The sequence below is a fragment of the Micromonospora sp. C95 genome (assembly GCF_018070465.1).
Lineage (GTDB): Bacteria > Actinomycetota > Actinomycetes > Mycobacteriales > Micromonosporaceae > Micromonospora.
In genome coordinates, this window is record NZ_JAGPXT010000014.1 from 25,089 (window position 1) to 45,173 (window position 20,085).

Genomic DNA, 20,085 nt, shown 5'->3' on the forward strand with positions numbered 1-20,085 from the left:
GGCAATCTGCACCCTCGCTGTCACCTTGCGGTGGCCGCCAGGTCGTTAAGGGCTGCGTTGATCACAGGCCAGCACATGCTGACGGTGTCGCGGTCCGGGGCGTGGCCGATTCTTACTTGGGCGTTGGGATGCACGAGGTTACGGTATTCGCGGAGTTTTCCTGCGAAGCCGCGGACGTCGGCCTGTATCCACTTTTCTCGGTGGGCGGTCTCGATCAGCTCGTGCAGGGTCCACTCGTGGGGGGCTTTTTTGGAGTTGGGCGTGCGGGCCTTGACGGCGTCGAGGAGTACGCCTTCCAGGAGGCTGCCGAGCATGATGATTGCGCTGGCGTAGGCACCGTTGCGGTCGCAGATGCGTGCCTCGTTGAGTCGGCTTTCAAGAATGACGGCTAGGTCGGCGTCGCGGACAATGTCTGCCATGGCCACGTGGAGCATGACGTCTGGTGCCTGTTGCTCTTGGTCCTCCGGCTGCTTGTAAGGGCGGATGACAGGTCGCCCTTGGTTGTGGGCGATCTCGAAGCCCTCGATGACGAGGATGCTGTTGAGCAGGTTGGTGACCTCGGCGGCGGCGAGGGGCTCGTTGCGATGGATGTACTCACGGCGGTCCGCGAGGCGGCAGACGAGCGCGTCGATGGCGCCGGGTGCCTTTCGACGTTGGCGGAGTTGGTTGGTGAGCCAGCTTCGGCGCTGGTCGCCGTTGTATGGCAGGACGTTTTCCCAGCCGGCTTGTTGGAGAAGCTTGGGCAGTTCAGTCCCACGGCGATACACGGGGTAGTCGTCGCCGCCGCAGGCGATTCGGGCAATCTCATCGAGGGTGTTGTCGTCGATTCCTTCGAGCATGCGGGTCTCCTAGAGGTCGTCTTCGTCGTCGGACAGCCGTGTGGGTCTCCAACGTGGCTGCTGGCGGGGGGCTGCGGGCAGCGAACGGGGTTCGATGCCTCGTTGCTGTAGTTGCTGCCAGAGTGGTTCGAGGGCGGCAGCCGGGTCACGCAGGTACTCGCTGTCTCGGATGCGGATGAACTGCCAGCCAGCTCGGCGTAGTTCCCGCTCGCGGTGTAGTTCCTGCTGGGCCTGCTCAGGTTTTCGGTTCCGCGACGGTGTGTCGCACTCGACGGCAAGCCGGCCGTTGTCGCCGATGACAACAAGGTCGATGGCGCGGTGGTCGACGGGGTAGTGCGGGACCGCGGCGTAGCCGCGGCGGCGCAGCTCCAGGAAGACGCGTTGCTGTAGCAGGCAGGAGAACGATTCATTACGGGTGTCGGGGGTGACGTCGTCGAGCTCAGGATCGACCGTGAGAGTCGCTGGCGGGTGGAGCATGTAGGTCAGCAGGGAGTGGCGGAGGTCGGTGGGGTTGAGGCTGGCCGGGGATACCGACGTGAACAGCCAGAGTTGGTCGCGGGCGCGACTGGCGGCAACGTTGTACCGACGCTGCTCGGTGCGGCCGGTGAGGGCCTTCTTGGCCTTGGTGACGACCATGGACAGCAGGATGATGTCGCGTTCGTCGCCCTGGAAATCGGGTGGTTGGCCGACTCGAATTTCTCGGTGGCGTATGTCCGCCGGGTCGACGCGCTCGTAGAGCAGCTTTTCGAGGACGTGTGTCTGTTTGCCGCTCTGTAGCGCGATGATGCCGATGGTCTTGTTGCGGTATGCCGGGTCGCCGATGATCTTCTGGACGTGATCGATGATGGCGTGGGCTTCGACCTGATTGCGCAGGGTTGCCCTGTGCCCCTCCTCCACCGCGTCGTCGACGTGCACGACTCTGAGGGGGTCAAGTCGGTCGGCCCCGAATTGGCGGAGAGGGATGAGTCTGTTGTCGTAGAACTGTGCGGAGGACCATCCGATGATCTCGGGCATGCACCGGAAGTGTTCCGATAGTCGAACAACGTCGGAGAAGCGGGAGGCGAGAAGTTCGTAGAGGTTGGAGCTGGGAAGAAAGCCGTTGCGGAGGTTGAGTGGCATGTCGGCGAGGTGCCGGTCCAGGCTCTCTTGGACGGCCTCGGAATCGTTGTTGCGATAGTTGGCGCCGGGTGCGCATTGCTTTTCGTCGCCGACGACGATGACTCGTGGTGCCAGCCATAGGAGGAAAAGGTTGTCGACGCTGGCTTGGCTAGCTTCATCGACGATGACCACGTCGAAGGCGTTCGGTTGCGGCGGGATGGTGTCGGTCACGGCCGACAGAGGCATGACCCAGGCGGGGACGGCCTGCTGGGCGTGCTTCATCGCCTCGAACGCTGCGGTGAGGTACCGGTCCTTGTTCCTGCCCTGCCCACGGCCGTAGGCGCCCATGTTGGTCTTGTAGGACTGCAGGGCTTGGCGCTGCCGTTCGGTCATGCGTTCCAGGCAGTGCTGCAGAGCCTGTTTGCCGGCTAGCTCTGTCGTGACGCGGTTGAGTTCCATCTCAATGTCGTCGATTTGCTGCTCGTGAATTTGCTCGGTGTCTGCGGGCCGAATGATCTGGTGGTAGGCCGCCGCGGCGCCCCAGGCCCATGCCGCTTCGATGTCGTTGAGGCGCTGTCCCCAGGTTGGATCGTCGAGGTTCTCGCTGACCTGACTGGCGAGGGTCGAGTGGGCGGCAGAAAGCCTCTGGAGCAGCTCTTCGCAGAGCTGTTGTGAGTCCTTGTCGTTCTTCGCTAGATCAAGTTGTCGGCGTGCTGCGGCGTATCGGTCGATGTCGCCGCGGCCGAGGGCGACGCTGAGATCGGCGACTTCGGGGGCGATTTCCGGGTTACGGCACCATGTTTGCAGCGTGTCGGTGAGCTCAGTCATGGCTTCAGATGCCTGTCGTGCTCTGATGATGGTCGTGCGGTTGTGGCCGACGCGGACGAGGAGATCCCAGTCTTCCGGGTTGCGAACTGCAAAGCGGATCCCGTGGCTGCGTAGGAGGCGCTCGACAGTGTCCCGGGCTGCGGCGAGCGTACGCAGGGCTGAGGCGTTGTGTGAGATGTCGTGGAGGTGCGCCACTCGACGGCGGAGCGGCCCGTAGAGGGTCGGGACTCCGACCTGCGCCCATGCTTCCAAGGCGGTGGTGACGGCTGCTTCTGCCTGAAGGAAGGTGGACAGCGCGGTCAGCTCTGAGACGGTGGCGGGCGGGGCGCCGTCAACCGTGCATTGTTGCAGCAGATCGGTGGCGTTGAGTTGGGCACGTGCGGGCAGGTAGCGGCGTAGGCGTCGGCCACCGGCCAGGTGTTTGCGCAGGCGCTTGGCTTGTCCGGCGAGGCGGCTGAGGTGGGCTGCGGTCAGAGGTGTGGCACCCAGGTCGATGTCGCACTCATTGAGCGCTGTCAGGGCACGCACGTGGGGCTCCACATCCCGCAGTTGTTCGGCGGATCTTCGCTATGTACCTCGCCAACAACGGCTACTTCGCCATCGCCGAGGCGCTCACCCGCGACGGCATCCCGTCACCGTCAGCCGCCGACCCCGCCCGCAACCCGCACCGCACCGGCGAGGGCTGGGCCAAGAGCGCGATCAAGAACATCCTGTCCAACCCCCGCTACACCGGCCGCCAAGTGTGGAACAAACAGCGCAAGGACGAGGTACTCCTCGACGTCAACGACGTCGCCCTCGGCTACGAAACCCGCATGCGATGGAACGACAAGACCTCGTGGGTGTGGTCCGACACGATCGCCCACCCGCCGCTCGTCACCGTCAACGACTTCGAGCTAGTTCAGACGATCATGGCGGCCAGCGGGCGGGGCCGCACCGGCAACCGACAGCGGAGGGTATGCCGCCACTACCTTCTTCGCGGACTCATGCTCTGCGGGCTGTGTGGACGCAAAATGCAAAGCCACCAGGCCCACGAGATGGCCTACTACCGGTGCCGCTACCCCAACGAGTACGCCCTCGCCAACCACGTCCAGCACCCCCGCAACGTCTACGTCGCGGAACGAGACATCGTCCCCGCCCTCGACAACTGGCTGCTCACCGCGTTCACCCCGCACCGACTGACCGACACGATCCGCCGACTCCACGCCGCCCAACCCGACACCGGACCCAGCGTCATTGCCCCGGAAATCACCGCCGCCAACAAGATCATCGCGACATGCGACGCCAAACTCCTCCAATACCGCGCCATCGCCGACGCCGGAGGCGACCCCGCCACCGTCGCCGCATGGATGGCCGAGGTCAACGCCCAACGCGCCGCCGCCGTCACTCAACGCGACCAATCAGCAGCACAGGCACAAGCACCCCGACGCCTCACCGAGGACGACATCCGGCATCTCGTCGGCAGCCTCGACGACCTCCGCAACACCCTGCGGAACGCCCACCACCAGGACAAGAGCAACGTCTACCGCGCGCTGCGACTCGCCCTCACCTACAACCCCGGCCAAAACAAAATCAGCGTCGAGGCTAAGCCTGACGCTGATTACTGTGGGGTAACTGTACGTGTCCGAGGGGGGACTTGAACCCCCACGCCCTATACGGGCACTAGCACCTCAAGCTAGCGCGTCTGCCATTCCGCCACCCGGACCTGTCTGCCCAGCCTACCGTGTCAGCCTCGGTCATCTCATCACCCGTAGGCCGCCCGGTGGGCTGCACGGGGAGTTACTGTACACCCCGCAGGTGGATCATGCACATCGGCGTCGGGCTCGTCTGGTTGTCGTTGCAAGGGGGTCGCGGCAGGCCGTCGCCGGGTAGCGTCGAGGTGCCCGTACCCGGCAGCATGGGCCTCGTGCCCCATGCTTCCCCCCTGGCCGTCGCTCAGCAACGGGCTCTCGCGCTGCGTGGTGCGGGTAACCTCGCCGCCGCCCGTGACCTGCTGGTCGACGCGGTCGAGTCCACTCGGCCGCCGTTCAGCAGAGATCATCCGGACGTGCTCAGCACCGCTCACCTGCTGGCCAGGCTGCATCGGGAGGCGGATGATCCGAGCGCCGCCCGGCGGGTGTTGGAGGAGGCGTTCGCCGCCGGGGAGCGTCGCTGGCCGCATGCCGACCCGCTGATGCTGGCGTTGGCCTTCGAGCTGGGGTCCGTCGCGGACGAGTTGGGCAATCGCCACGAGGCGCGCCGGAACTACACCCGCGTGGCCGCCGCCGGCCCCGCCGTGCTCGGCGTCGACCATCCGGCGGTACGCACGGCGCGGGAGTATCTCGGCGATGCCGCTCCCGCCCCCCAGCCCGCGGTCCCGGCAGCCGCTCACCCTGGCCCGGCGGGCCGGAGCGCGTTGGACGAACCGACGGTGTCCCTGGCTGCGCTCTCCACGCTGTGGAAGCCGCACGACGCGGCCACGGCAGCACCGTTTTCGCCCGCCACGCCGGCCATAGATCACCCGACCTCCGGCGGCCCTGGAGTGGCAACGGTTCCGCTGGCTCCCAGCTCACCACCCGGGCCCGCCGTACCGGCGCCGCCGGCGGTGATCCGGCCACCGCAGATCTCGGCCGGTGCGGGGGCAACCAACCCACCGCAGATCCCGCCGCCGCCCACCGCACCACCGGCCGGGACGCCGCAGATCCCGCCGCCGCCCGTCACGCCGCCTGCCGTACCACCGGTGGTGGCACCGCAGGATTCACGGGCCGCCTCACCGTCACCTGCCGCACCGCCCGGTCCAGCGGTGTCACCGCCATCAGTTTCAGCGTTGTCCCCCGCAACACATGTTCCGCCACCGCCGGTGGTGCCGCAGGCACGGACGGCCTTTCACGATCAGTCGGGCGGTCCGGTCGCGCCTGCGGTGGACCCGTCCCGGTCGGCTGTGGCACCGGCCGCGCCGGTGGTGCCGCCGGTTTCGGCTGCGGCCGTGTCCAGTCTTCCCGGCGGCGTGCCGGTCCCGTCGCACAGCGCACCGTCGGTCGCACCGCCCGGCCGGCCGCCGGCCGGAAGGGCTTCGCGTGAGCGGGTCGAGGACGACGAACCGACCGGCGTGGTGCGGTCCGTCGGGTCGACCGCTGCCGAGGCCGTCTCCACCGGGCATCCCGAGTGGGCGCAGCCCACCATCCAGGTCCAGCAGATCGGGCCGCTGCTGGAGGAGGAGGTACGGGCCGGCCGTACGCCTGACGTGCCGGCCTCGGCGGATGGCGCTGCCTCACCGGTGAGTGGGTCCGCGGCCTGGTCATCTGCGGGCACCAGCCGGCCGGCTGAGGAGCAGCCGGTCAGTGCCCCGCCCGGATCGGCCTGGTCGGTCAGTGCGCCGCCAGCGCCGGGACCGCCCGCCGAGGCACCCTGGGGTCAGACCCAACCCGTAAGTGCGCCGCCAGTCAGCGCACCACCGATCAGCGGACCACCGATCAGCGCACCTCCCGTGAGCGCACCGCCGATCAGCGGACCACCGATCAGCACACCTCCCGTGAGCGCACCAACGATCAGCGCGCCGCCGATCAGCGCGCCGCCGGGTTCGCCCGTGCCTCCGCAGGGCACCGCACCGGCCAGCCCGCATGACCTGAGCGCACCGCTGCCGCAACCCGGCCCCACCAGTGCACCACCCGGCTGGATACCGCCCGACGGCGCAACCGGTCACCGGCCGCCAGCCGGATATCCGCCGCCCGCCAGCGGAGCAGCCGGTGGGCCGGGTGGCTACCCGCCGACCGGCGGAGCCGCCCATCCCGGACCACCGCCGTACGGTCCGGTGAGCGGTGTCGGCTCGTACGAGGGCCCGGGTGGATCCAACCCGTACGGGCCGGGGGGCGCCGCGCAGCGGCATGATCAACAGCTGCCGGGTACGGGTGCCCAGCCGTACGGCTCACCGGCCTATCCGCAGCCCGGCGGTCACGGCGCACCGCCGCCCTATCCGGGGCCGGCCGCGTCACCGGCCTGGGGTCATTCCGGTGCCCGGCTTGCGGGTAGCCCCCTGCCCTACCAGGGGCCGTTGGCGATGCCGAGCGGCGAGCCCACGCCCGGGCGCAACCGGGTGGCGATTGTGGTGGCGGTGGTGGCGGTCCTGGTGGCCCTGGCCGCCGTGATCGGGTTGGGTCTGCTGGTCCTGGACCGGCGGGCCACACCGCCGACCGGACCGACGACTCCGTCGCCCGGTTCGGTGGGCCCGCCGCCGGGGAACCTGACGATGCGCGACGACACCACGACGATCACGTTGACCTGGACGGACCCGTCGGACGGGCTGGTGCCGTTCATGGTGGCCGGTGGGCGGACCGGGCAGTCGCTGGGCATGATGGCCACGGTGGACCCGGGTCGGACCAGCTACACGGTCAACGGGCTGAGTACCCGGGTGAACTACTGTTTCGCGGTGCTCGCGGTCTACGACACCGACCAGTTCGCCACCTCCGACCAGGTGTGCACGTCGCGGTAGGCCGACCCGACCGGCTGAGGGGCGGGTGACCGGTCCCGGTCGGATCGGCCACCGAGCCGTGAAGGGAGCAAGTCGACAGTCGTGGCGGGACACGCCGACGACACGCCACGCTGGGTGTCCACCGGCAGACGGTGTGGGTTCCCGGCGTCCGCAGCGTGACCATATGATGGCTCCCGGCTCAGGGGAGGGGTCGCCGCAACGGGGGCGCCACCTGCCGAGACGACACGGGAGGCTGCCGGCTGTGGCAAGCATCGACGAGGCCGTTCCGACCCGCACCCCACGATCCCGGTCCCGGGTACGCGGTGGTCTGGTCACCGTGGGTACGGTGCTGGCGCTGCTGGCGGCGATGGGGCTGACCGTGCTCGGGCTGGGTTCGGCGGACAACGCGGTGGCCAACTACGACGCGAGTTCATGGTTGTGGAGCGCCGCGCGCAGCGAGTTGGCGCGGGTCAACGGGGTCACCGCCCGGGTCGACACCCGCATGGAGGTGCCGGCGGCGCGGCGGCATCCGATGCAGGTGACGCAGACGGACCGGCTGCTGGTGCTGCGGGATCTGAACACCGGTCAGATAAGCGCGCTGGACCTGGCGACGTTGCAGATCACCGCGACCACGCCGACCACTCCCGGGCTCGGGGTGAGTGTGGCGTTGCACGAGGACGCGGCGTTCGTGGTGGACGCGGTGCAGGGTGTGGTGCGGCAGTTGGATCCGCGGTCGCTGGCCCCGGTGGGCGAGCCGGTGCGCTATCCGCCGGGGATCACCGGCGGCGCGTTCGACGGCGAGGGTCGTCTGTGGGTGGCGGTGCCGGCGGAGGGCACGGTCTCGGCGATCACTCCGGCGGTGCTGCCGTCGGAGGCGGCGGACTCGCCGGTGGGTCAACCGCGGGTGCAGTCGTACGACGTGGCGGAGGCCAGCCACGAGTTGGTGGTCTCCACGTTGGACGCCGGGGTGGCGGTGCTGGACCGCACGGCCGGGGCGCTGGTGACCGTCGTGGACGGTACGACCCGACGCACGGCGTTGGCGTCGACGTTGACCGGGCCCGGCATCCTGCCGGTGCGGACCAGCGGGCCGGTGGTGCCGGTGACGGTGCCGGGGCAGCGGCGGGTGCACGCGATCGGCGACGGCGGTGAGGTGCGGTCGTTCACGGTGCCGGGTGACGGTGATCGGCTCGGCCCGGCGGTGGCCTGGGCCGGGCGGTTCTACTGCGCGGACGAGGCGGCGGGCACGGTGTACGCGTTCGACGCGACGGGCCAGCTGACCGACACGATCCGGGGCCGCTGGGGTGGCCCGCTGGAGCTGGAGGTGCGGGAGAACTACCTGTTCATCAACGCGCCGGAGGCGGCGACCGCGCGGGTGGTCGACGATTCGCACCAGGTGCGGGAGGTCGACAAGTACGCCAACGACGTGCTCGGTGGCGATCCGCCGCCGGAGCCTCCGCCGCCACCTCCGCCGCCGAAGAAGCCTCAGGTGAGCAAGCCGGGTGCGCCGCGCAACGTGACGGCGGCGGCGGGCGACGCGCGGGCCAGGGTGAGTTGGCGGCCGGCGGCGGCCAACGGTGCCGAGATCATCCGGTACGTGGTGGAGGGTGCCGGGCAGCGGTTGGAGGTCGGCGCGAACCAGCGGTCGGTGGAGGTCACCGAGCTGACCAACGGTGAGACGTACCGCTTCTCGGTGCACGCGGTGAACGCGAAGGGCGCGGGTCCGGCCCGGAACAGCAACCCGGTGACGCCGACCGCGGAGGTGCCGGACGCGCCGACCGAGGTGACCGCCGAGGCACGGGCGGACGGCACGGTGGCGGTGACGTGGCCGGAGGCGAACGGGCAGGGCAACACGATCGCCCGGTACGCGGTGTCGGCGACCTCGGCGGGCACGAACGCTCCGGTCGGTGAGGCGACCGGCACCGAGCTGGTGGTGAAGGCCGGCGAGCTGGAGTACGGCACGCAGTACGCGTTCACCGTCGTGTCGGTGAACGACAAGGGCGCGGCGTCGGAGGCGTCGCCGGTGAGCAACACGGTGGTGCCGTTCACGGCTCCCGGTGAGCCGCTGGAGTTGCGGGCGAGCACGGTGGCCGACCAGCCGGGAACGGTGGCGGTGCAGTGGTCACCGGCGGTGGCCAACGGCCGGCCGGTGACCGGTTACGTGGTCGAGGTGGGTGACAAGCGCAGCGAGGTCACCGACACCCGGGCTACGGTGGGCGGGCTCGGTGACGGGCAGAACGTCACGGTGCGGGTCCGGGCGGTGAACGAGGCCGGCGAGGGTGCGCAGGCGACGACGACGGCGCGTACGGTGGCCGTGCCTCGGGTGACGGTGACCGGTTCGTCGGCGACCGCGACGGCGGCGACGGTGACGTTCACCGTGGACGCCGGTGGCGGTCAGGCCAGTTGTACGCTGTCCCGGTCGGGTCAGCCGGCGAAGAGTGGCCCGTGTTCGAGCATCACGATGAGCGGGTTGGCGCCCGGCACCAGCTACACGTTCACGGTGACGGCGACCAACGCCGCCGGCAGCGGCACCGCCACCAGAGCGCAGCAGACCGACGCCCTGTTCGGCGTCGCCACCTGTAACAACGGTCCCGACGGTGACCAGCGCACCTACTGCGACCGGGACCGGGACGGCCGCAACGGCAACGAGATCTTCTCGGTGCCCCGGCAGGACAACGATCGCCAGGAGGGCTGGGCGAAGCCGGGCACCCGGTTGAAGGCGTACTGCAAGGTGCGGGGCGCGGACATCGACTCCTGGATCTACAACGACCACAAGCAGAGCACCTGGTGGGTGCAGGTCGAGTACAGCGGACGGAACTACATCCCCTGGGCCTGGCTCAACCTGGAGGGCGGGGACGACATCAACGTCCTGCCCACCTGCTGATCCAACCCGGGCGAGGAGCACCACCGTGAACAGCCAGGAACCGCTCACCCAGCAGGAGGTGCAGGGCTTCGCCGCCCTGGCCGCCCGGCTGGCCGAGAACGTGAACACGGTGGTGCTCGGCAAACCGCAGGTGGTGCGGCTGGCGTTGACCGCGTTGTTCGCTCAGGGGCACGTGTTGCTGGAGGACGTGCCCGGGGTGGGCAAGACGACGTTGGCCCGGGCGATCGCGGCGACGGTGAAGGGGCAGTGGCGGCGAATCCAGTTCACGCCGGACCTGCTGCCCTCCGACGTGTCCGGGGTGACCATCTTCAACCAGGCCACCCGGGGCTTTGAGTTCCATCCCGGCCCGGTCTTCGCCAACATCGTCATCGCCGACGAGATCAACCGGGCGTCGCCGAAGACGCAGTCGGCGCTGCTGGAGGTGATGGAGGAGCGGACGGTCACCGTGGACGGGGTGCGGCACCCGGTGCCGCAGCCGTTCCTGGTGGTGGCCACCCAGAACCCGGTGGAGATGGACGGCACGTACCGGCTGCCCGAGGCCCAGCTGGACCGGTTCCTGGTGAAGTTGTCGGTGGGGTATCCGGACGAGTCGGTGGAGGTGGAGGTGCTGCGCGGGGCGACGGTCCGCTCCCCCGAGGCGCTCGCGGCGGTGACCGACACCGCCACCGTCGGCGAGATGGTCCGGATGGCCCGGCGGGTGCACATCGCCGAGCCGCTGTACGCGTACGCGGTGCGGCTGGCGGCGGCCACCCGCACCCATCCGCAGGTCCGGGTCGGGGTCAGTCCACGCGGGGTGATCGCGTTGACCCGGGCGGCGTGCGCGTACGCGCTTATCGACGGCCGGGGCTGGATCATGCCGGAGGATCTGAAGACGCTCACCGAGCCGGTCTTCGCGCACCGGCTGCTGCTCACTCCCGACGCGCAGGTGCGCGGGGTGACCGCCGCGGACGTGCTGCGGCAGGCGGTCGCCTCGGTGCCGGTGCCGCTGCCGTCGGGCCAGCCGGCCCCGGCGCACCCCTGACCGGCGAGGTCTGTCGTGGGGATCACCGCCCGGGGCATCGGGCTGCTCGTGGCGGCCGGGCTGCTGCTGGGAGCGGGTTTCCGGTTCGGGTACCCGGAGTTGACGCTGCTCGGCGCGGCGGCCGGCACCGCGCTGGCGGTCGCCCTGGTCGCCGCGGCCCGGCGGCCCCGGCTGCTGGTGTCCCGGCAGGCCGAACCGGACCGGGTGGCCCGGGGCGAGCCGGCCACGATGACGTTGACCGTACGCAACGCGGGCCGGACGGGGGCGGCGAGCATGCTGGCCACCGACCGCTGCGGTGACCAAGTGGTGCCGGTGCCGGTGCTGCGGTTGCGGCCCGGCGCGGACACCACGGTCAGCTACCCGGTGCCGACGAGCCGACGCGGAGTGGTGCCGGTCGGGCCGCTGCGGGTGACCCGCCGCGACCCGCTCGGCCTGGTGGTGCTGGCCCGTTCCTACGGCGACGTGGTGCCGGTGTGGGTGCACCCGAGGATCCATCCGCTGCGGGCGGTGCCCACCGGCGCGGGACGCAGTCTCGACGGGCGGGTCGACGCGGTGCCGCACGGTTCGATCACCTTCGACTCGTTGCGGGAGTACGTCGTCGGCGACGAGTTGCGGCGGGTGCACTGGCGTACCAGCGCTCGGGTGGGTGAGCTGATGGTGCGGGAGAACGTGGACACCAGTCTGCCCCGGATCGTGGTGTTGTTGGACAACCGGGCGCTCGCGCATCCGGTCCGGGTCGGCGGGGTGGCGGATTCGTTCGAGTCGGCCTGTGAGGCGGCGGCGTCGGTGGTCACCGCCGCGGTCCGCGAGGACCTGCCGGTGGTGCTGCTGTTCGTCGCCGCCGAGGACACGTCCGCCGGATCGGGCGACCGCGGTACGGGCGGCGGGTCCGGTGACGTCGTGGCCGGCGACGGGTCGGGTACCGGCCCTGTCGGGCCGTTGGACCGGTTGGCGGCGGTGGCCCTGACCGGCGAGGGCACGCTGGAGGCCGCGGCGGCGCGGCTGCGCCGCGACCGGCTCGGCGACACCCTGGTCGTACTCACCGGACCGGGCGCGACCGGGGACCTGGGGCACGTGGGCGCGCTGCGCGGCGCGTACCCGTCGGTGGTGGTCGGGATCTTCGGGGCGGCGGAGCCGACGCCGCCGGGCGCGGCCGGCCTGGTCGTCGTCGACGCGGCCGACGGGGCGGCCTTCGCCGCCGAGTGGGACGGGGTACGCCGATGGTGAGGCTGCTGCGGGCGGTGACGGTGCCGGCGACGCTCGTCGTGCTGGTCACGTTGGCCGGGGTGGTGCTCGGCCGGGTGTACGCGGGATCGCTGTTGACGATGCTGGTGGCCGGCGCGGCGGTCGGGTCGGTGCTGGTCAGCGTCGTGACTCGGCGGCTACCGTCCTGGGTGGTCGCGCCGGTGTCGGTGCTGGCCATGCTCGGGTGGACGGCGGTCTGCCTGCGGGTGGCCGCCGCCGACGCGCAGTTGCCGGGCGGCTTCGTCGAGGTGGCCGGCGACGCCGCCGGCAACGCCATTCCCCGGCTGTTGACCGCGATGATCCCGGTGCAGGCCACACCGGACACGGTCCTGCTGCCGGTGGTCGCCGCCTGGCTGGCCGGGCTGGCCGGCGCGGAGGTGGCGCTGCGGGCCGGGCGGGTGCTGCTGGGCTACCTGCCGCCGGTGCTGCTGCACGCCGGTGCGGTGTACGTGGTCGGGCCCAACGCGGAGCCGGCGATCGCGGCGACCGTGGCGTTTGTGGTGACGGCCGCGCTGGGGTTGGCGGTGTCGTCCCGACCGGCGGACGGTGACCTCGCCGCCGGGCTCGCCCCGGCGGTGCGGTCCGGGGTGCGGGCCCGGCTGGCGGTGGCCTCGGCCGCCGGTACGGCGGTGGTGGTTGCGCTGGCGGCGCTGCTCGGCCCGACGGTGGCCGCCCTGGTCGACAGCCGACCGGTCGATCCCCGCCGCTACGTGGAACCGCCGCAGGTGGAGACGCTTGACGAGAACCCGCTGATCCGGATCTCCGGCTGGGCGTTGAATCCGGAGCAGGAACTGTTCCAGGTGGCGACCGACAGGCCCGGTGGCGCCGGCCCGACGGGCCCGGCCGAGGCTGCCGCGTCGAGCGGTGCCGGCGTGCGGATCCGGCTGGCGGTGCTCAGCGACTACGACGGGGTCACCTGGCGGGTGGGCGCCACCTACCGCAACGCCGGCCGGATCCTGCCGATCACGGAACCGGCACCGCAGGCCACCGTCGAAACCGTCCGCCAGGAGATCACCGTGGGTGACCTCAGTGGACGGCTGCTGCCCGCGGTGCCGACCCCACGCGAGGTCAGCGGTGCCCGGGTCGCCTACGACCCGGGCACCGGCACGCTGATCCGGCCCGAGGGTCTCACCCCCGGCCTGCGCTACACGGTGACCTCGACCCGGGAGCGCCCCGACACCAACCTGCTGGCCACCGCGAACACCCCGGCCGGCGACGCGGTGGCCCGGGTGCTGCACGTGCCCGACGGGACACCCGAGCAGTTGCGGCGGCTGGCGACCCAACTGGCCGAGGAGAACGGCGCCCCGTACGCGCGGGCGGCGGCGATCGAGCAGTGGCTGGCCGAGCACTACCGGCTGGTCGCCGACGCGCCGAGCGGTCACGCCTACCCGAATCTGGCCTTCTTCCTGTTCGGGCCGCGCAACGGCGGCGGGCAGCGCGGCACGTCCGAACAGTTCGCCGCGTCGTTCGCGGTGCTGGGCCGGCTCGCCGGGCTGCCGACCCGGGTGGTGGTCGGCTTCGCCGCTCCCGCATCGGGTCCGGTGCGGGCCGCCGACGCGCACGCCTGGCCGGAGGTGCTCTTCGACGGCCTCGGCTGGGTGGCGTTCGACCCGCTGCCCCGACCGGACGAGGAGCCCCGCCCGGTGGAGGAGGACTTCCGTCCCCAGCCGGAGGACCCGCCGCCGTCGGAGCAGCCGGAACCCACCCTGGAGCCGACCGCCTCCCCACCGGCGCAGGGCGCACCCGGTGACCCCACGGACAGTGGAGGTGTATCGACACCGGTGCTGGTCGGCGGTACCGGCGGTGGCCTGCTGCTCGTCGTCGTGGCGCTGCTGGCCGCCCTCGCCGGGCTGCGCCGGGCACAGACCCGGGCCCGGTTGCACCGGGGTGACCCCACGCACCGCATCGCCGGCGCCTGGCGGGAGCTGACCGACGCGCTGCGACTGGCTGGCCAACCGGTCGCCGCCGACCTGTCCGCCACCGAGGTCGCCGCACGGGCCCGACAGGCCCTGCCCGGTGCTCAGCCGCCGGCAGCGACGTACGGGGCCGTCGACGAGCTGGCCCGGCTGGTCAATCAGGTCAGCTTCGCGCCCGGCACGGCCGACGAGGAGCAGGCCGCTGCCGCCGCCGCGGCGGCCACCGTCTACACGGCGGCGGTGCGAGCAGCTCGTCCCCGCTGGCGGCGACTGCTTTGGTCGGTGCATCCCGGCCCGCTGCGCTGGCGCCGCTGAGGCTTGCCCCGGCCGCCATCGCCGGAGACGCCACCTACGGTGATGCTGCCGGGTTCGGCGGCGGCGCGTCCTGATCTGCGGCGCGCAGCCGGCGGACGAGTTTGCGGAGGCCGGACTGCCAGCCGTCGGGGTCCTCGGCGCGGCGGCGGGCGTAGTCGGCCACCTCCGGATGCGGCAGGATCAGGAACCGTTCCTCCGCCATTCCCGCGACCGCCGCCGCGGCCACGTCGTCCGGGCTGAGCACCACGCCGGAGGAGGCGATGACCCGGGCACCCAGGTGCCCGGCGGCCAGGCCCTCGGTCAGCATCGGGGTGTCGACTCCCTGCGGGCACAACGCGCTGACCCGGATGCCCCGGTCGCGGTAGGTCACCGACAGCCACTCGGCGAATCCCACCGCAGCGTGCTTGGTGGTGGTGTACGCGGCGTCGCCGACGGCGGTCAGCACCCCCGCCGCCGAGCAGGTGTGCAGCAGGTAGCCGCTGCCCCGGGCGAGCATCGCCGGCAGCACCGCCCGGGCGGCGTACACGTGGGCGAGCACGTTTACCCGCCAGGACCGTTCCCAGCCGGCGTCGTCGACCTCCACTCCCCCGCCGGTGCTCACCCCGGCGTTGGCGCAGAACACGTCGATCCGGCCGTGGCGACGTTCGGTGTCGGTGACCAGGGCGCGTACCTGTTCCTCGTCGGTGACGTCCACCGCGAGCCCACGGGCCAGTGGGCCCACGGCGGCGGCGACCGCCTCGGCGGCGGCACCGTCCAGGTCGGCCAGGACCAGCGCGGCGGCGCCTTCGGCGGCGAACCGCCGGGCCATCGCCGCACCGATCCCCCCGGCGCCGCCGGTGATCACCGCTACCCGGTCGGTGAGGTTCACGCCGCCTCCTTCGCGTCGCGGCCGAGCCGGGCGAACAGCGTGGTCAGGGCCGCCGGGTCGGTGGCGGTGACTTCCGGGGTGGGCAGCAACGCCAGCACCGGTACGTCCACCCCGGCGTCGACGTATCGGTTCACCTGTGCCCGGCACTGCTCGGGTGAGCCGTGCAGGATCAGCGCGTCGACCACCTCGTCCGGGATCGCGGCCAGCGCACCACGCCGGTCGCCGGCCGCCCACGCCGTCCACATGCCGGCGAGTGCCTCCTGCCGACCGAGCCAGCGGTGGAACTCCGCGTACGCGGGCACGGTCAGATAGCTGGTGATCATCCGTCGGCCGAGGGTGCGGGCGTACCTGGCGTCCTCGGTGGGGCAGACGAAGATCCGGGCGACCACCTCGAACTGCGCCCGCCGCTGCCCCAGCTCGGCCACCGCCCGGGGCACGTCGGTGGCGGCGAGCCAGTTGAGGATCACTCCGTCGGCCTCGGCGGCGGCCAGCCGCAGCATGCCGGGACGCAACGCCGCCAGCAGCAGCGCCGGCGGCACCGCCGGCGGCCGTTCCAGGGTGAACCGGCGGACGGCGAAGGTGTCGAAGGCGCCGTCGACGGTCTCCCCGCGCAGCGCCGCCCGCAGGAATCGCAGCACGTCACGGGTACGCCGGAACGGTTCGGTGAACTCCACGGCGTTCCAGTCGGAGACCACCACCGGTGACGACGCGCCGATGCCGAGGGCGAACCGGCCGGGGGCGACGTCGGCGAGCGCGGCGGCGCTCATCGCCAGCAGGCCGGGCCCGCGGGTGAACGCCGGTGCGATCGCCGTGCCCAGCCGTAGTCCGGGCTGCCAGGCGGCGGCCAGCGCCAGCGGGGTGAACGCGTCGGCCCCGTTGACCTCGGAGGACCACACGTCGGTGAAGCCGGCGTCGGCGAGTGCCGCGTACACCGCGGCGTGGTCGGCGAGCGGGATTCCGCCCATCGGCACCGTCATTGCCCATCGCGTCGTCATCGGTCGATGGTGCCCGGCCCGGCCTCGTCGGGCAAGGTCATGGCGGCGGTCGCAGCACCGTCACCAGCGCTAACCTTCCCAGCGTGACCTTCTCCCTGGTGGCCCGCTCCGACGACGGCCGGTTGCACGGCGTCGTCGTGGCGAGCCGGTTCCTGGCCGCCGGGGCCCTGGTGCCGGGCGCGGCGGCCGACGTCGGCGCGATCGCCACCCAGGCGCACGTGAACCTGGCCTACCGGCCGCAGGGGTTGGCGTTGCTGCGGACCGGTGTGTCCGCCGCCGGGGTGGTCGCCGGCCTGGTCGCCGCCGATCCGGAACGCGATCACCGGCAGCTCGGTGTGGTCGCTGCCAGCGGGCCGGGTGCCACCTGGACCGGGGTCCACTGTCGGGGCTGGGCCGGTGGGCAGGCCGGCGACGGCTGGGCGGCGCAGGGCAACATCCTCACCGGCCCGCAGGTCGTCGACGGGCTGCGCGACGCCTGGCTGGCCGGTAGCCACCTGCCGTTCCCGCAACGGCTGCTCGCGGCGCTGCGGGCCGGCGAGGCGGCCGGGGGTGACCGGCGTGGCCGGCAGAGCGCGGGGCTGCTGGTGGTGCGCCGTGGCGGCGGGTACGGCGGCACCGGCGACACCATGATCGACCTGCGGGTCGACGACCACCCCGACCCGATCTCCGAACTCGACCGGCTGCTCGCGGTGCACACCCTGCTGTTCAGCCGGCCCGATCCGGCCACCCTGCTGGACCTGACCGGTGCGCTGGCCGCCGAGGTCGCCGGCCTGCTGACCGCGCTCGGGTATCCGGCCGACCCGGCGGAGCCCGAGGACGCCTTGGTCGCCTGGGCCGGGTTGGAGAACCTGGAGGAGCGGCTGGCGCCCGGTCGGATCGACCCGGTGGTCCTGGCCCAGCTGCGGGCCGCCGTTCCGCACGTACCGGCGCCGCGCACCACCGCCTGACCCGGCGGCGCGCGGCCACCGGTCGGCCGTGGCTGGTCCCCGGTCAGCCGCCGAAGGCGAGCAGCCGGATGCCGGCGGTGTCGAGGGCGTCCTGCTCGGCCCGGCTGCGCGGGCTGCGGCCGGTCGCCTTGCCGATCAGGGTGAGCCGGTCCCAGCCGAGCTCCGCCGGCAGTGCCTGCCCGCCGGTGAGCAGGTCGGCGATCACCCGGGCGGCGGTCGGGGTCAGCCATGGTGGCCGGTCCAGCGCCTCGGCCAGGTCGAGGCCGTGCACCCCGACCTCCACCACCCGGGTACGCAGGAACTCGGTGACCGTCATCGCGTCGCCGTGCCGGGTGCGGACCACCCGGTCGGCGGGGTGGGCGTCGACCGCGGTGAGGGTGGCCCGCCAGGCCCGGTCGAAGTCCGCGGCGAGCACCGCGCCGGTCCGGCCCGGCGGCGGTCCGGCGTCGGCCGCAGCAGCCGCACCCTGGGCGGCGGCGATCCGGGCGGCGTCCACCGCCGGTAGGAACTTCGCCGCACCGAAGTAGCCGGCGGCGTCGACCTGGGCGGGGCCGGGCGCCGGGGCGGTCAGCATGCCGGCCAGCCGACCGGCGCCGGTGCGCACGTGGGCCAGCAGGTCGGCCACCGTCCACGGCGCACAGCGGGTCGGGCGGTCGAGGTCCGACCGGTCGAGGGTGGGCAGGACCGCGCCGAGCCGGTCGCACTCGTCGTGGAAGGCCGACCGTACGGTGCTCATCCGCTCAGCCCTTGTAGCGCGGAACCAGACGGTGCACGGCGGTGAGCACCAGCGCCATGACCACCGCCATGGAGCCGGCGATACCGGCGCCGCTGCCCGCGTAGCCGACGAACAGCGGGCGGCGGGCCAGCTCCGCCGCCGGGGTGGACCGCAGGCCCACCAGCCACCACAGGGCCAGCGCGCAGCCGGCGAGCGCCAGCACCCCGCCCATGCCCAGCAGCAGCGCGGTGAGCCGGTGCGCGTCGCCGGGGGCGACCTCCGCCCGTTCCCGCTGGGTGATCAGCAGCAGCAGGCCGGCAAGCGCCGCCCATACCCCGACCACCAGGAACGCGGCTATCGCGTCGCTGGGCCGGTGCCAGCCCGCCGACAGGGTCGCCACCCCGGCGGTCGCGGCGTAGGCGGCCCCGATCACGGCACCGGCGGCCCGCACCTTCGGCGGCAGCACCAGCACCAGGGCCACCGCCACCGAGCCGGCGACCGTGGTGTGCCCGCTGGGCAGGCTGTTGCCGACGTACACCCGTTCCAGGTCGATGCCGTAGTCGGGGCGGCTCAGTCCGTACTTGAGCAGTTGGGTGGTGACGTTGGCACCCGCGATCAGCAGGGTCGCCGCGACGGCCAGGGCGACCCGGCCACGGATCAGCGCGATGAATCCGATCATCACGGTGACCGCCAGCAGCGACACCACGGACATGGCGTTGAGGATCCGGTCGACCGGTTCCTCGATGTGGTCTTGGCCGATGCGGTTACCGGTGAGGGCCACCGTGTCGATCCACTGACCGACCTCGGTGTGCAGGGCGAACTGCCAGACGGCGATGAAGGCCGCCGTCTGGATGAGGGCCAGCACGACCAGCCAGACCGCTGTACCACCCCTGGGCGTCACGCGCACCCGCACAACTTAGCGGCACGCTCGCGACGTCCGGCCGGTGGCCCGCCCGTGGCGTGGCGATAGGTTGGGCCGCAGGTGAAGGAGGGGACGTGACCGGTACGTCGGAGCGGGACGCCACCACGGTCGGGCGGGGCGAGTCACTGGCCGATCTGCTCGGTGGGCGGCGCGGAGCCGTGGACGCCACCGTGCCGCCGGTCGCGTTCGCGGTGGGCTGGCTGGTGGCCGACCGGTCGGTCCTGGTCGGGGTGGTGGCGGCCCTGGTCGCCGGGGCGGTGGTGGCCGGCTGGCGGTTGCGCCGTGGTGACCGGCCCCGGTCGGTGCTGGTCGGGCTGCTGGCCGTCTGTGTGGCCGCGCTGGTGGCGGTGCGCACCGGGCGGGCCGAGGACTTCTTCCTCGTGCAGGTGCTGGCCAATGCCGCAAGCGCGCTGGCCTGGGCGGTGAGCATCATGGTGCGGTGGCCGCTGCTGGGGGTCGTCGTCGGCACCACGCTGGGCCAGCGCGGACGTTGGCGACGTGACCCGGCGCTGCTGCGGGCGTACGGCCGGGCCAGTTGGGTGTGGACGGGAACCTACCTGCTGCGGGTGGCGGTGTTCGTGCCGCTGTATCTCGGCGGACACGTGCTCGCCCTGACCGCCGCCCGGGTGGGGCTGACCTGGCCGCTGGTCGCGGCGGCGTTGGCGGTGAGTTGGGCCGTGCTGCGCCGGTCGCTGCCGGCCGGTCACCCGGGCCTGCGGCACCCGGTGACACCGCGGACCGAGCCGGCCGCGAAGGCGTCGGACGAGGACGCGCCGCACGCACCTGGGCTGGGACAATAAGGGAGAGGCCGCCACGGGGGGAGCGGCCTCTCCGGTGATGTACGTTACTCCGTCCCGGGCCGGGTTGTGATCCCGGGACGGTCACTTTTTTTCGCCATGTGCGCGCCGTGCCCGGCGGCTCGCCCGGTGGTGGGGTGGGCCGACCGCTCCGCTGCGTCGGCCAGAGGGCCGACCCACCCCGGCCTGACCGTGGGTGTCAGGCCGCCTTCCGGACCTGCCTCTACCCCCGAGGCTCGGCCGGCACCTCCGGG

The 20,085-nt window shown here is 72.2% G+C and carries 13 protein-coding genes, 1 tRNA gene and 2 pseudogenes; 9 read left to right on the top strand and 7 right to left on the bottom strand.

Annotation, left to right across the window (positions count from 1 at the left end; all coding sequences use genetic code 11):
* Positions 1 to 20: 20 nt before the first annotated feature.
* On the bottom strand, positions 21 to 839 hold the full coding sequence (locus KBX00_RS17370) for a hypothetical protein (protein ID WP_210828235.1): 819 nt from the start codon (positions 837 to 839) through the stop codon (positions 21 to 23).
* A 9-nt stretch (positions 840 to 848) separates the two neighbouring features.
* A complete protein-coding gene (locus KBX00_RS17375) occupies positions 849 to 3,293 on the bottom strand; it encodes an AAA domain-containing protein (RefSeq protein ID WP_210828236.1) in 2,445 nt (814 codons plus the stop codon).
* Between KBX00_RS17375 and KBX00_RS17380 the strand changes: the two genes are divergently transcribed.
* The gene (locus KBX00_RS17380) at positions 3,278 to 4,402 is read left to right on the top strand and encodes a recombinase family protein (protein ID WP_301548131.1); all 1,125 of its coding nucleotides are present in this window, start codon (positions 3,278 to 3,280) and stop codon (positions 4,400 to 4,402) included. The genes KBX00_RS17375 and KBX00_RS17380 overlap by 16 nt on opposite strands.
* Here the strand turns inward: KBX00_RS17380 and KBX00_RS17385 are convergent.
* Positions 4,384 to 4,467: transfer RNA gene (locus KBX00_RS17385), tRNA-Leu, on the bottom strand. The two genes, KBX00_RS17380 and KBX00_RS17385, sit on opposite strands and share 19 nt — an antisense overlap.
* A 201-nt stretch (positions 4,468 to 4,668) precedes the next feature.
* Between KBX00_RS17385 and KBX00_RS29360 the strand changes: the two genes are divergently transcribed.
* From KBX00_RS29360 to KBX00_RS17415, 6 genes and pseudogenes are all read left to right on the top strand, one after another.
* The gene (locus KBX00_RS29360) at positions 4,669 to 7,230 is read left to right on the top strand and encodes a tetratricopeptide repeat protein (RefSeq protein ID WP_307868789.1); all 2,562 of its coding nucleotides are present in this window, start codon (positions 4,669 to 4,671) and stop codon (positions 7,228 to 7,230) included.
* Positions 7,231 to 7,471: 241 nt separating this feature from the next.
* Positions 7,472 to 10,090 (top strand): fibronectin type III domain-containing protein, encoded by a 2,619-nt coding sequence (locus KBX00_RS17400; RefSeq protein ID WP_210828237.1) that lies wholly within the window; start codon positions 7,472 to 7,474, stop codon positions 10,088 to 10,090.
* 25 nt (positions 10,091 to 10,115) lie between these two features.
* Complete coding sequence (locus tag KBX00_RS17405) at positions 10,116 to 11,111, top strand: MoxR family ATPase (RefSeq protein ID WP_210828238.1); 996 nt, start codon at positions 10,116 to 10,118, stop codon at positions 11,109 to 11,111.
* Positions 11,112 to 11,126: 15 nt separating this feature from the next.
* Positions 11,127 to 11,958, top strand: a pseudogene (locus KBX00_RS17410) (DUF58 domain-containing protein); the annotation flags it as partial.
* 77 nt (positions 11,959 to 12,035) lie between these two features.
* Positions 12,036 to 12,338 (top strand): annotated as a pseudogene (locus KBX00_RS29855) (DUF58 domain-containing protein); the annotation flags it as partial.
* Entirely contained in the window at positions 12,332 to 14,587 is a 2,256-nt protein-coding gene (locus tag KBX00_RS17415; protein ID WP_210828242.1) for a transglutaminaseTgpA domain-containing protein, read from the top strand. The pseudogene KBX00_RS29855 and the gene KBX00_RS17415, both read left to right, overlap by 7 nt.
* A 34-nt stretch (positions 14,588 to 14,621) precedes the next feature.
* Here KBX00_RS17415 and KBX00_RS17420 read toward each other — a convergent pair whose 3' ends face one another.
* Together KBX00_RS17420 and KBX00_RS17425 are read right to left on the bottom strand one after the other, a co-directional pair.
* Positions 14,622 to 15,455: an SDR family oxidoreductase gene (locus KBX00_RS17420; protein ID WP_210828244.1), complete on the bottom strand. Its 834-nt coding sequence runs from the start codon at positions 15,453 to 15,455 to the stop codon at positions 14,622 to 14,624.
* Positions 15,452 to 16,432 carry an LLM class F420-dependent oxidoreductase gene (locus KBX00_RS17425; RefSeq protein ID WP_210828397.1) on the bottom strand — a complete coding sequence of 327 codons (981 nt, stop codon included), beginning with the start codon at positions 16,430 to 16,432 and terminating at the stop codon, positions 15,452 to 15,454. Before KBX00_RS17425 ends, KBX00_RS17420 begins: the two co-directional genes overlap by 4 nt.
* Positions 16,433 to 16,533: 101 nt before the next feature.
* Here KBX00_RS17425 and KBX00_RS17430 point away from each other — a divergent pair, with 101 nt between their 5' ends.
* A complete protein-coding gene (locus KBX00_RS17430; RefSeq protein ID WP_210828246.1) occupies positions 16,534 to 17,397 on the top strand; it encodes a DUF1028 domain-containing protein in 864 nt (287 codons plus the stop codon).
* 43 nt (positions 17,398 to 17,440) lie between these two features.
* On the opposite strand, the gene KBX00_RS17435 is transcribed toward KBX00_RS17430, so the two are convergent.
* On the bottom strand, positions 17,441 to 18,133 hold the full coding sequence (locus KBX00_RS17435; protein WP_210828248.1) for a maleylpyruvate isomerase N-terminal domain-containing protein: 693 nt from the start codon (positions 18,131 to 18,133) through the stop codon (positions 17,441 to 17,443).
* A gap of 4 nt (positions 18,134 to 18,137) precedes the next feature.
* Positions 18,138 to 19,025, bottom strand: a complete 888-nt coding sequence (locus KBX00_RS17440; RefSeq protein WP_210828250.1) for a phosphatase PAP2 family protein — start codon at positions 19,023 to 19,025, stop codon at positions 18,138 to 18,140.
* Between the two features lie 83 nt (positions 19,026 to 19,108).
* Between KBX00_RS17440 and KBX00_RS17445 the strand changes: the two genes are divergently transcribed.
* A complete protein-coding gene (locus KBX00_RS17445; RefSeq protein ID WP_210828255.1) occupies positions 19,109 to 19,834 on the top strand; it encodes a DUF3159 domain-containing protein in 726 nt (241 codons plus the stop codon).
* The last annotated feature ends 251 nt before the right edge of the window (positions 19,835 to 20,085 follow it).

Excerpts from the sequence above, each read along its gene's own strand:
- KBX00_RS17370 (WP_210828235.1), bottom strand. The coding sequence starts at position 839 with ATGCTCGAAGGAATCGACGACAACACCCTCGATGAGATTGCCCGAATC.
- KBX00_RS17415 (WP_210828242.1), top strand. The coding sequence starts at position 12,332 with ATGGTGAGGCTGCTGCGGGCGGTGACGGTGCCGGCGACGCTCGTCGTG.
- KBX00_RS17425 (WP_210828397.1), bottom strand. The coding sequence starts at position 16,432 with ATGACGGTGCCGATGGGCGGAATCCCGCTCGCCGACCACGCCGCGGTG.
- KBX00_RS17435 (WP_210828248.1), bottom strand. The coding sequence starts at position 18,133 with ATGAGCACCGTACGGTCGGCCTTCCACGACGAGTGCGACCGGCTCGGC.